This is a genomic window from Vibrio sp. 1249-1 (genome assembly GCF_033340495.1).
In genome coordinates this window covers 53,977-66,013 of sequence record NZ_JAWOWJ010000014.1, presented here as the reverse complement: position 1 = coordinate 66,013, position 12,037 = coordinate 53,977, and the positions used below count along the sequence as shown (strand labels likewise).

11 protein-coding genes are annotated in these 12,037 nt (G+C 45.5%); 3 read left to right on the top strand and 8 right to left on the bottom strand.

Features of this window, described 5'->3' with window-relative positions:
* Window positions 1-22: 22 nt before the first annotated feature.
* Window positions 23-214, bottom strand: coding sequence for a DUF2986 domain-containing protein (locus R7Z50_RS19945; protein WP_042520968.1), 192 nt, complete (start codon window positions 212-214; stop codon window positions 23-25).
* A 136-nt stretch (window positions 215-350) separates the two neighbouring features.
* Here R7Z50_RS19945 and R7Z50_RS19940 point away from each other — a divergent pair, with 136 nt between their 5' ends.
* A complete protein-coding gene (locus R7Z50_RS19940; RefSeq protein ID WP_042520966.1) occupies window positions 351-860 on the top strand; it encodes a GNAT family N-acetyltransferase in 510 nt (169 codons plus the stop codon).
* A gap of 14 nt (window positions 861-874) precedes the next feature.
* A complete protein-coding gene (locus tag R7Z50_RS19935) occupies window positions 875-1,264 on the top strand; it encodes a nitrous oxide-stimulated promoter family protein (protein ID WP_042520965.1) in 390 nt (129 codons plus the stop codon).
* Between the two features lie 49 nt (window positions 1,265-1,313).
* Here the strand turns inward: R7Z50_RS19935 and R7Z50_RS19930 are convergent, their stop codons facing one another.
* The gene (locus R7Z50_RS19930) at window positions 1,314-2,474 is read right to left on the bottom strand and encodes an MFS transporter (protein WP_033907039.1); all 1,161 of its coding nucleotides are present in this window, start codon (window positions 2,472-2,474) and stop codon (window positions 1,314-1,316) included.
* A 176-nt stretch (window positions 2,475-2,650) separates the two neighbouring features.
* On the bottom strand, window positions 2,651-3,085 hold the full coding sequence (gene trxC, locus R7Z50_RS19925) for a thioredoxin TrxC (protein WP_005376074.1): 435 nt from the start codon (window positions 3,083-3,085) through the stop codon (window positions 2,651-2,653).
* 162 nt (window positions 3,086-3,247) lie between these two features.
* Here trxC and R7Z50_RS19920 point away from each other — a divergent pair, with 162 nt between their 5' ends.
* Entirely contained in the window at window positions 3,248-4,342 is a 1,095-nt protein-coding gene (locus tag R7Z50_RS19920; protein ID WP_005387993.1) for a ketoacyl-ACP synthase III, read from the top strand.
* 85 nt (window positions 4,343-4,427) lie between these two features.
* On the opposite strand, the gene R7Z50_RS19915 is transcribed toward R7Z50_RS19920, so the two are convergent.
* The 5 genes from R7Z50_RS19915 to R7Z50_RS19895 all read right to left on the bottom strand — a co-directional run bounded on the left by R7Z50_RS19915 (window position 4,428) and on the right by R7Z50_RS19895 (window position 12,035).
* On the bottom strand, window positions 4,428-5,753 hold the full coding sequence (locus tag R7Z50_RS19915) for a DUF1501 domain-containing protein (protein WP_042520962.1): 1,326 nt from the start codon (window positions 5,751-5,753) through the stop codon (window positions 4,428-4,430).
* Window positions 5,754-5,762: 9 nt separating this feature from the next.
* Entirely contained in the window at window positions 5,763-7,331 is a 1,569-nt protein-coding gene (locus R7Z50_RS19910) for a DUF1800 domain-containing protein (RefSeq protein WP_042520959.1), read from the bottom strand.
* Window positions 7,332-7,738: 407 nt separating this feature from the next.
* On the bottom strand, window positions 7,739-9,001 hold the full coding sequence (locus tag R7Z50_RS19905; RefSeq protein WP_042520957.1) for a hydroxymethylglutaryl-CoA reductase: 1,263 nt from the start codon (window positions 8,999-9,001) through the stop codon (window positions 7,739-7,741).
* A gap of 351 nt (window positions 9,002-9,352) precedes the next feature.
* Window positions 9,353-10,570 carry a mannose-6-phosphate isomerase, class I gene (gene manA / locus R7Z50_RS19900; protein ID WP_042520955.1) on the bottom strand — a complete coding sequence of 406 codons (1,218 nt, stop codon included), beginning with the start codon at window positions 10,568-10,570 and terminating at the stop codon, window positions 9,353-9,355.
* 124 nt (window positions 10,571-10,694) lie between these two features.
* The gene (locus R7Z50_RS19895; protein WP_005376086.1) at window positions 10,695-12,035 is read right to left on the bottom strand and encodes an MFS transporter; all 1,341 of its coding nucleotides are present in this window, start codon (window positions 12,033-12,035) and stop codon (window positions 10,695-10,697) included.
* Window positions 12,036-12,037: the final 2 nt, after the last annotated feature.

Genomic DNA, 12,037 nt, shown 5'->3' with positions numbered 1-12,037 from the left:
GCCGCTGAAAGCGGCTTTTCTTTTAGGCTTGATCTGTCTGCGCTGTGTCTACAACGTTTTCCGTGTGTTCTGAAGTTTGGTTTTGTTCTTCAGCTTCCATTTTCGCGCGTTCAGCTTTGGAGATATAACGCGGCTTATTGCTCTTATGTAGCTTAGCGTTATGCTTCTTCTGCTTCGCTTTCAAGATCTGATTGATTTTCTTCTTGCGGTTCATGGTGGTGGTCCTTTAATTTAGCGAGGCAGGATAGTTACTTTTTTATCAAGTTACAACTAAATAAGCGCCGGTATCGGTCGCAAAATTCAAGTACGTTCCTATGTCTAATCATCTATCGCGTTTTAATGGAGCCCAAATGAAAACACTGTACACCGAACGTTTGATACTGCGTCTTGTGAGTGTAGATGATGCACCATTTATACTAGAACTTTATAACCACCCAGACTTCTACCGTTTTGTCGGAGACAAACAAATTCGTACCGAATATGAAGCGGCGCGTTACATAAAAGAAAACATGCTACGCATGCAACAAATTAAAGGCGTGAGTTTACTCGTTGTAGAGAAGAAAGAAGATGGGCAACCCATCGGGGTTTGTGGGTTGGTTAAACGTGACACATTACAACACTATGATCTCGGATATGGATTTTTACCTTCCGCTTATGGCTACGGCTACGGAACGGAGTCTGCAACCGCAGTGCTGGAATACGCTAGAGAGGAAATGAAACTCGATAATTTGGTTGCCATCACCAACAATGACAATATTCGTAGTATAAGTTTGCTCAAAAAACTGGGCTTTGAGTTTGAACGAGTTGAGCAGCAATATGATAATGGCCGCACGTTAGAACTTTACACAATGATGTTGTGATTTTTGGATAGCGCATGAGCGATATTTTACTTGGCAAACTCGCCACTGAATTTAAGACAGTAAAAGCCATGGTAGAGGTTTACTGTCATGACCATCATGGAACAAAACGTGACTTATGCTCAGAATGTCGTGAGCTGCTTGAATACGCAGAAGTGCGCCTCGACCGCTGTCCTTATGGAGAGAATAAACCGACGTGTAATAAATGTCCGATTCACTGCTACAAACCAGAGCCGAAAGAACAAATGCGTTTGGTCATGCGTTACTCTGGCCCCAGAATGTTAATGAAACATCCCATCTTGGCGGTTCGTCATTTGCTTCATGAAAAGCGAATGGTACCGGAAAAGCCTGCAGCGAACGCGTCAAACCGTCACAAGCGTTTATCTAAACAAAAATGCGAAGAATAAAAAAACGAGGGCGACATGCCCTCGTTTTCGTTGAGTAGAAGCGGCGTGGTTAGAGGCCAGCGGCCATACGCTGCTTGGTTTTGCTCGCAGCAAGTAGCATGTATACGCCCGTCGCAACCAAAGCGGCAAACAAGTAGCCTAGCAAGCCGTGTTCTTGGCCCATAAATTTATCAGCGACAACTGGACCAGCAACAGAGCCGATGCTGTAGCTAAACAGCATGACTTGTGTCGCAGAGACAATAAAGCGTTCATCAAGTCCTTCGCAACCTAAGTTGATTGCAATCGGGTACAAGGCAAAAGTAGCTGCACCTAAAAAGAATAATGCAGCAGCCAATACCACGGCTGACGAGGAAATAAACGTCATACCGATCGAAAAAATACCCAAAATACAGAAAAACGCCATTAGCACTGTGCGGCTCATGTATTTGTTTAACGCGGTCACCATTGGTTGAACTAGCATGCCACCTAGAATCACTAGCGCCATCAATGTACCAATGTCTTGATGGCTAATTTTACGGTTAGTTAACTCAACTGGCATTAATCCGTAGATCGCGCCTAAGGTCAAACCTGAAACAACACAACCAATAATTGCTGCATGGTTTAGTTTGGCAATTTGCTTAAATGATAAAGCGGTTGATTCATGGCTGTTTGGCTGCTCACACTCAATGAACATTAGCACCAGCATCGCCATTAGGATCAACGTCGTGATCGCAATAAACGGAACGCCGCCACTTACGCCAAGCACGCCAATACCAAACTGGCCTAATGCTGAACCACCATAAAGCGATAGCATGTACAAGCTCAAACGTTTCGCACGCGATGCTTCGTCTCCAGACATTAGCCAAGACTCAACAATGACAAAAACACCAGCAACCGCGATACCCGCAATAAAGCGAGCGGCAAGCCACATCAATCCGTTAGCAAACACGGGTAGTGTGACGATAGTTAGCGAAAATACGGCCAAGCAACCAATAAACGCGTTACGGTGACCAACTTGACGTACGATACGTTCAATAAAAATAGCACCGGTTAATAAGCCGCCATAAAACACACTCGCCAACCAACTCGCGTAATCTGCTGAGATGTTGTATTCACCGAGCATGAGAGGGATCAAGCTCATTAAATAGCCCGAAGCCACCGCATAAAGAGACAGTGCGACGACTGGAACTGTAACTCGTGGTGATGCTGCAGGAACGACTGTGTTTTCCACTGTTTTGCGCCTATAAGTTAAATGAAATCTAAGGGTTATTCGGCGCGAATATGAGGCTAATAGTTAGGCAAGTAAAATGATAAATTTAAGTCGTTTCGATAAATAATATTTGTTAACTAGATAGGTTGATAAGTTGCATAAAAACGCCAACCTACAAACAAGGTTGGCGTGGAAGATTATTTAGTAAGTGCTTGATTTAACCATTGATCAAATTGAGTTTTAGGTAACGCACCATTGATCATATCAACGCGTTGACCATTCTTGAAAACCATAATGGTAGGAATACTGCGAATACCAAATTGCGCCGCAAGTTGTTGTTGAGCTTCGGTATCAATCTTAACAAAACGAGCCGTTCCGGCTTGCTCATGAGCAACATCAGAGAAAACAGGAGCAAAACCAACGCACGGGTTGCACCATGGGGCCCAAAAATCTACTACAACAGGCATATCACTTTGTAATAGAGCAGAAAAGTTATCTTGTGTACCTTCGATAGGCGAGCCGTCTAAAAGTGCACTTTTACATTTACCGCAAGTTGCAGATTCGGCAACGCGCTCATTAGGGACACGATTTAGACCGCCGCACGAAGGGCAGCGAGTTTTAAACGATGACATGACTTCTTCCTTTATTACGTATTGATGAAAACATGACTTACCAGTCAGCCTCATTATTTGTATACTTATTTTTTAACCTGCCGAAATAACGCAGCGCAGGTTTGTATTTGAGCCTAAGGTTCTAAGAAATTTTATTAAAATACAACAATAAATAGGTCTGCGATGACAAATTACTACGCTGAAATTACAGGTTGGGGGAAATGTGTTCCGCCAGCCGTGCTCTCTAACGATGATCTTAGCACTTTCCTCGATACTTCCGATGAGTGGATTCGTACCCGCACTGGTATCGAAAACCGCCGTATTAGTCATGTAAACACGTCAGACATGGCGACCGTTGCTGCTAAACATGCATTAGCTCGAGCAGGCGTCGATGCAACAGACGTGGATTTAATCATTGTGGCGACTTGTTCACCAGATTCATTGATTCCAAATATCGCGTCTAAGGTACAGCAGAACCTAGGTATTCGTGCAGCCGCTGCCTTTGACTTAAATGCCGCATGTACGGGATTTGTCTATGGCCTAGAAACGGGCACACGTTTGATTCAATCAGGTAACTATCGTAACGCGATCATTATTGGTGCGGAAAGATTGTCTTTCTACATCGATTGGGCAATGCGAGATACCGCTGTTCTATTTGGTGATGGTGCGGGCGCCGTTGTGTTATCAAGAACGGAAAAAGAAACGGGTTTACTACAGTCTCAAATCGGTTGTGACGCAAAAGGCCGCGATATTCTGTCCGTACCAAAGTTTGGTACTTGTATGGATCGCTTTGCGGAAGACAACGGTTACTGGGATTTCAACTTTGTAGGACAAGAAATTTTCAAACGTGCAGTAAAAGGCATGGGGCTAGCTGCGAAAACCGTACTGAAAGCATCACAGTTAACGACGGAACAAATCGATGTTGTGATTCCGCATCAAGCGAATATTCGTATTATTCAAACCTTGTGTGACCTGTCTGGAATTCCACACGACAAAGCGTTTGTTAACATTCAAAACTATGGCAATACTTCAGCTGCGACGGTGCCAATTGCATTGTGTGAAGCGGTAGAGCAAGGTCGAGTTAACCCAGGTGATAATATGCTTCTTGCTGCATTTGGTGCAGGTTTGACATGGGGTGCGGCAGTATTGAAATGGGGTGACCGCGTAACGCCAATTGGCGAAAGTGATGCGGTTCTGCCTGAATGTGAGCAATCCGCGTTAGAATTACTTGAGCGTGCCATTAAGCTGTGTAACGAACGCCGTCGCGACGAGGTGTAACGGACACTTTGCAAACATAAGATGAGTAAGGGAGCGCGAGGCTCCCTTATTTGATGATGTGTTCTACAGCTACCTGTAAAATATCTTACGACATAAAACCCAGGTTTGAATGAGTAAAATTACGGATGTTCGGGAACACGTATTCCAGTGCAGCGTTATCACTCACGCCCATCCACTGTGCTAGTGTTGAACCAACTTGATCAGCGGCAATTTTGGGTATGAGTCGGCCTTGAGAGTAATCATCGTTTCCGCCCAGTATTAGTTCCGGCCATGTACCGATAGGTTGTTTCCCATTTACCGCGCCTCCAATTAATAGTTGATGGCCACCCCAGCCATGATCGGTACCATTTCCGTTGCTCATCATCCGTCGACCGAAGTCAGACATAGTGAAAGAGGTGACTTGCTTGTTTAGCCCTAACCGTTCGACCGCACGATACATTGCTAAAAGGTTTGTCGCGAGATCCTCAAGTAACACTGGATGACGTGCCAATTGCGAATCGTGCAGGTCATACCCAGAGTGTTTAACGAAAAAGACTTGTCGTTGCTGCTTCAATACATCTTGGCTTGCTATCAATTTGTACACGGTTTGCATCTGCTTGCCGAGCGTCGATGACGTAAACAGCGGCTCGTCAGCAATGTGGTTGAGTTGCTCGCTCAGTACACTACTCATTACCATCGACTCATCAACCATCAAATTAAAATGACCATTAAATGGATTGTCAGTTTGATGAGAGAGAAGGCGATCATAGATCCCCTTGTATAGCGGGTTATCAATCGCGGTAAGCTGAACTGCGCGATCTTTTTTCAGGACGGTTTGGCGGTGTTCCATTGCCCGTAACCAAAGCGAGTTGCCATGCACACTGTATAGCGGTGTTATTTCTGATTCAGAGTTTAATACATCCAACATTCTGCCAGCCCAACCAAGATTTTTAGACTCGCTCATTCCACCAAGTAACCAAGCGTCTGTTTGAGAATTATGAGAAAACAGTTGCTCGGGAAGTGATGCTTCACCTTGCTCAATAACTTGTTTGGTGACGGGATGGTTGAGAATGCCACTATTGAGCACGATGCTGGCATCGCCTTGTTCGAAAACGGAAGTTAACGCATTTAACTTTGGGTGTAAGCCGAGCTTCACTGGGTGATTTGAGCTATCGACAGCACTCAAATTGATAGGGAGTATGTCTTCTTTGGCGACAGAGAGTGGCCCTCTGACTTTGGAATATTGACGATAGTGCGCCTCCGATAATGGCAGTACGGTGTTGAACGCATCGTTTCCGCCAGCTAAATACACACATATTAATGCTCGAAAGTCATTAGATGGCGCTGCGAGAGAGTAACCTGGCAGACTAAGAGAGGCTAGTGCGCCCATCGATAGCGTGCTTTGTATAAAATGTCGTCGTGAAATATCCATAATTCACTCCTAATCCTGAATATAAAATTCGTCGCCAGAAATGGCGGTAAATATCACTAGAGCGAGTTTTGTTGTTGGCACATAGTCCTCACGATAATCATTCAGCGCGGTGAGCATGAGCTCTTTCAATTCAGCAGAAGCCGTTCCAGCAAAGAAACGCTCGTTAACCAATTCGACTAAGGCATGGTGATCGTCTAGAAGAAGATAAAGCTCGTTAAGATCGAAGTGGTAGGAATCACCACCTCCTCTACGAGTGCTGGTTAACATATAGTTGACCAAATCGGTATAAACAGACCAATTGAGAAGTTCATACTCTGGAGAGTTAATACCAGACTCCGTAAACTCGTTAGACGGCTGATAGTCTGGAGAGTAAAAATTAAACACGGAAGGAGAACGAAGCGGCCCTTGATTAGCGATGTTCATCATCGTTGTTGCGTCTTCGTAACGTGATCCTTTAACCGTAAAACCTGATGCTCGATGAAAATTAGTCAGGACCAGTATCGGTTCTTTCACTTTTATAGGCGGGGTATCCGTCATCCCTAATGCTTCAGGGTCGAGCAATATGGCTCGAACAACGGCGGTTAGATCGCCTTTTTCTCCTTCCCCATTGTTGTTAAATATCGTAGCAACACGCGCGACGTACTCTGGGCTTGGATTTGAACTGACCAAACGTTGGATAAGTAACTTTGAAACAAATGGAGCAACATTTGGGTGAGACATCAACATATCAATCACTTTTGAAAGCTCTTCTTGTGCGGTTAGACCCGATGGGATCACGTTCCCTAGAAATCGCTTCTCGCCGGTGTCGTGTCTTTGACTGATAACTCGCATCGGTTTCACGAATGCGATGTCGGAATTTTTCCATCCAGTTAATGCTCGCGCGAGCTCTTGAATATCAGTTTGATTGTACGTGGGGATAGGTTTGCCTGTTGCGTGGTTTAGCTTTTTACTGCCATCTAAATTGAGTTCATACAAACCGATAGTGAATAACTGCATTAACTCTCGAGCAAAGTTCTCATCGGGAAGCGTTCCTGTCGCACTATTTTCTTTTGCACTACCGAGCATAGACAAATAGCTCCCCATGACTGGATGGATGGAAACGTCATACAACAGGTCTCGGTAGTTGCCAAACGCATGCTCAACCAACAGATCGTAGTAATTCACTAACCCTGTAGGTTTGCTGGAAAGAACGCCGCCATAACGAGAAACGACTACGATCTGACTCAATGCATAAGCCGTTCGCTGTCTGAGCTGATCTTCAGCAGTAACAACAATCTGATACCAAGCATTTTCTCGGTTTGACTGTAGGCCTTTAGAAAAAGGCGTTTGATAAAGTGGTTGATGGTAGGTTGCTGGCAGGTTGATTTGTTTCTGTATCCAGTCCCCTAACCCGTTTTCCCTAACCTCATTAATTAACGCAGGAGTTGGTCCAAAAGAGGTTTGATAGAGAAAACGCGCAACGGTTTGATCGGATGGGGATTGCTGTATTTGTGCTGATACATTAGGCACATGGCTCAGCAATAAGATAGCCAATCCTAGTACCCAAGCAGAGATTTTATTTAGCTTCTGACGTCTCATAGTTAACTCGCTTACCCGAAGTAACGATTTAAGTCCATTTAACGGGAGTTATTAAGCTCTTTTGAGCTGTTTAGTAAATTTATGAAAATCAAGCAGCTGCATAGGCGAGTATAGTAGCTATAAGTGGTGAACAAAAAACTCAAACGATGAATTTGGTACTATAGTGCTAGAAGTTTTTGATGCTATTTTTTCTAAGATACTGATATTAAATATGGCCAATGAAGAGTAACAAGCAGAGATATCGCAATGGATATAGAAGGGGGACAGCTAAAGTACTGTTAACAAGAGATTGGTATGTTTGTTAAGGCTTAAGTTAGTTTCAAGAAATTATTGAGCCAATAAATAAAGTCCATTGGTTTGCACAAGAGAAAACCACACGGATGTTCTCTTGTACAAAGCAACAAAGGTTATTTTCGGGCAAGCTTATGGTGAGCACGAGAAAAGTGATCGGCACAAAATGCGCCCACGATCGAGAGTTCGCCAGCCAGACAAAGCGCAGCTGCGACTTCGGCTAACGCTTTCGCATTGCCGTTGCCGTGCAAACCCAAAATATCCAAACATGCTTTTTGTGTCGGAAGGCCTGTGCCCCCGCCAACCGTTCCCACCATGATGTTTGGCAAGGTTACGCACGCGTACAAGTTGCCTTGAGCGTCCACATCCATACGAGTGATACCAATGGCAGACTCTGCAACGCAAGCGGCATCTTGACCACAAGCAATGTACAGCGCAGCAAGGGCGTTTGCGTAATGCGCATTGACGCCAATTGTCCCGCTGAGTAAACCACCCACCGTGGTCATTTTGCCAAATTGAACCATAGACTCCGGCGTCGTATGCAGATATTTTTCCACCAACTCAGCAGGAATGGTCACTTCGGCGGATACTTTCTTACCGCGTACCGAGCGCAGTGTGTGTGCGTTTGGTTTTTTGTCGCCTGATAAGTTGCCATCCAAGAATGCTTGAGTTGGTTTGATTGGGCTGGTCGCCAAAATATGATGGAACACTTCGTTTGTTGCGATGGTCACCATGTTTTGTCCGGAAGCGTCACCAGTCACGTATTCAAAGACCAAATAAACATGGTTTCCTTCGATATTTACATTGATGTCTTTGAGTTTGCCATGTGAGGTGGTGGATTCCGCAATTTGACGAAATACGTCAAACTGGGTCACAACCCAACTGACGAACTGGCCGGCGTCAGCAAGGTGATTAAAGGCGAATACTGGTGTTCGGCTCACCCCTTCACTTAGTAACAATGCGCTCGCGCCACCAGCGGCGGTGATAAGATTTGCGCCACGGTTGTAGGAAGCGACTAACGCGGCTTCTGTCGTTGCGAGCGGAACCAAAAAGTCATCGTTCGCATACAAGCCGTTGACGCGCAAAGGGCCTGCAATGCCGACCGGCACATTAACAGTACCAATGAAGTGCTCGATGTTGTTGGAGTAAGCATCGCGATGTGACTGCGTGAAAGGATCAAGGAGATGATCTTTATTGGTCACGTGTTCCAATACTTGCCAACGGCGCGCCAAATGCTTATCCGATAGGCCAGGGCTTAAGCAGAGACGTTTCTCTGGCTTGTGAAACTTCGGTTCTAATGCCGATTGAATCTTACTGCTGGTTTCGATATCGGAAAGGGCGGAGCTTTGAACAGGGTTATCTTGGTTTAACTTCGGCATACAAACGTTAACTGAAAAATCGAACCAGAGATTGTAGTGATTGAGGCTTTGATTACAACGTTGATTATACGTTTTGCAACAAATACCACTGTGCAAGCGCCTTTATTATCCAAGTGATTTGATATTGGAGCGACGAATTTATCGGACATAAATGGGTTTTGACAATGAATGTTGAGTAAATGGTAGATCCGGGAGGTTATGGCTTTTAGAGAAACTGGCCTGTAGGTGTTTTGATTCGACAAGGTGTAAGCATGAGTGCCTTAAGAGCGGAATGGTTCAATCTATGAAAGGAATAAATTGTCTAACCCAGTCCCTTGGGTCAGACGTTAGTTTGAATCGGTTGTTCAAAAACTAGTTGAAGGCGCGAGCCACACGTCCCGCACTTTGAATACGGTAATGGCCAACGTAAGCAGGAACAAATACAGATTGTCCCTTCGCGGCGGTTAACGTCTCACCGTTATCACTGATGAGTGTCAGGTCGGCATCAATCGCCATCAAAATCTCTGCGCTATTGGCATCAACCACTTCATTGTTCGGTTGGTTAAGAATGCTGAAACTAAAGTCTGCCACTGGGACCGGATAAAGGCTTTGGCAACCATCGGCATTGGGTTCTAGAACAAGGCTGTTAAACGGCTTAGGCACAAAGTCTGTGCATTTAACCAGTTCTTCAACATCCATATGTTTCGGCGTGAGTCCTGCACGCAAAACGTTATCTGAGTTCGCCATGATCTCTAATCCCGTACCTTTAATGTAAGCGTGTGGCGTTCTTGCGCTCAGGAACATGGATTCGCCAGGTTGCAGCGTGATGACATTCAACAGTAATGGCGCAAACAAGCCGACATCGCCAGGGTATTGAGTGGATAGATCCAAGATGAGCTGGAAAACGTCGCTGTCAGTGCCTTGCTCCGATTGACGTGAAGCGTGGGCAAGAAGCTGTTTCAGTGCTCGCTCTTTTGTTTCTCCTTCCATGGTCAGAATGTGCACAAAGAAATCGCGTAAACCTTGTGAGTTGATTTCGCGTTTGAAGGCATCTAGCGGTGCGCGTAGCTCATCGATATCGCAAAGGCCAAATGCCTCAATAATCTCGTCATACGAACGAAAACCGTTCATGGCTTGGTAACTTGTCAGCGCGTACACCAACTCAGGTTTGTGGTTTGGATCCTTGTAGTTACGATGGCTCGCGTTTAGTGGGATGCCAGCACTTTGCTCTTTTTCGAAACCTATTTCGGCATCTTGTTTGCTTGGGTGAACTTGAATCGACAGTGCATGTTCGGCCGCTAAGATCTTAAACAGAAAGGGCAGGTCGCCAAATTTCGCTGCGGTTTCTGCTGATAAGTAAGCGGGTTGGTTTTGTTTGATCAGTTCAGACAAAGGCAGCGTGTTTTGCTCAATCTGAACTTCAGAGCAGCCGTTTGGGTGAGTACCCATCCATACTTCTGCTTGAGGCTCATTCGTTTCGTTAGAAAAGCCAAACAAATCGTGAATAGAAGAGGTGCTTCCCCAAGCGTAGTTTTGGATTTTGTTGTTCATTTGAAAGAAGCTATGCGATGAAATAGTGTTCAAATTCATGAATTTTTCCCATAGTTAACCCTCCGAACTGAATCGGAAGAAAAATTGAGCAGAGATACGTTAAATAAGGATGGCGAGCTCGGTTAGGTCACTCGCCAATTTGACCGAAGGGCGATAAGTCGATTTACAATCGAGGTTTTGGTTCGAGTGGTTTTCGTGATGGTTGCGCTTGCAAAAATGGCAGCAACAAAAGGCCAATGACGGCTGCACAAACTGAAATGGTGATGAAGAAACCTGTCCAATGATATTCTTCAAGAATTAATGCCAGTGGATAGCCAGACAATGCTGCGCCCATGTAGGCGAACAAGCCCACGAATCCTGTTGCCGCGCCGGCAGAATCTTTGTGAGAGCACTCCGCCGCCGCCATACCGATCAGCATTTGTGGTCCAAAGACAAAGAAGCCGATGGAGAACAATCCCGCTGCTTGGAATGCAAAGTTGGTCAGAGGCATTAGCCAAAGCGCAGAGACAGATAAGAAAATCCCAATCGCGAACAGCAAGTTCATTGGTCCACGGTTACCGCCAAAGAGTTTGTCTGAGCCCCAGCCCGCAACCAATGAACCAACAAAACCGCCGATTTCAAACATAGACAGAGCAGCGTTGGCATTAATCAGGCTATAGTGATGCTGCTCGGTCAAGTACAGGTTTCCCCAGTCATTGATTGCGGTTCGGACGATGTAAACCAACACATAACTGAACGCGAGCAGCCAGATGTATTTGTTGTTAAATACGTACGATTTCAGAATTTCTCGGTAGGTGAGGCCACGTCCGTAATTTTCCTGCGCAAGTTCTAGTGCGTCGTTGCGCCATTGGCCGACACTTGGTAAACCCATTGTTGTGGGTTTGTCGCGCAATCGCCAACAAACGAATAGACCGAGTAATACGCCGATGATGCCGGGTAGAATAAAGCCTTCACGCCAGCTGTAGTGCAACGTTAAATAGCCCACCAAAATAGGGATCAGCGCGCCACCAACGTTGTGTGCGGTGTTCCAAATGGCCCATAAGAAGCCACGCTCGGAGCGTGAATACCAAGTGGTTAACAGCTTGGAGCATGAAGGCCAGCCCCAGCCTTGGAACCAGGCGTTTAAGATCCACAGAGTAATGAAAGCCGCGAGTGAGCTAGAAAAACCGAACGCGATATTGACCAGACCTGTCGCAATCAATCCTAATCCCATGAAATAACGAGGGTTAGAGCGATCCGAAATCGTGCCAGAAATAAACTTCGAACAGCCGTAAGTAATGTAGAAAAGTGTACCGATAAGACCCAAATCGCCTTTATCTAAGCCAAGATCGGTAATCATCGCTGGTGCGGCGTAGTTAAAGGTCTTACGGGTAAAGTAGAAACCTGCGTAGCCGATGTACATCCCCAACATAATGTGCAAACGCCAATGGTGGTAACGCTGGTCGATTTGCTCGTTGCTCAGGCTCGGTTGAGTAAATTTAGGTGAACGTAAAAATCCAAACATCT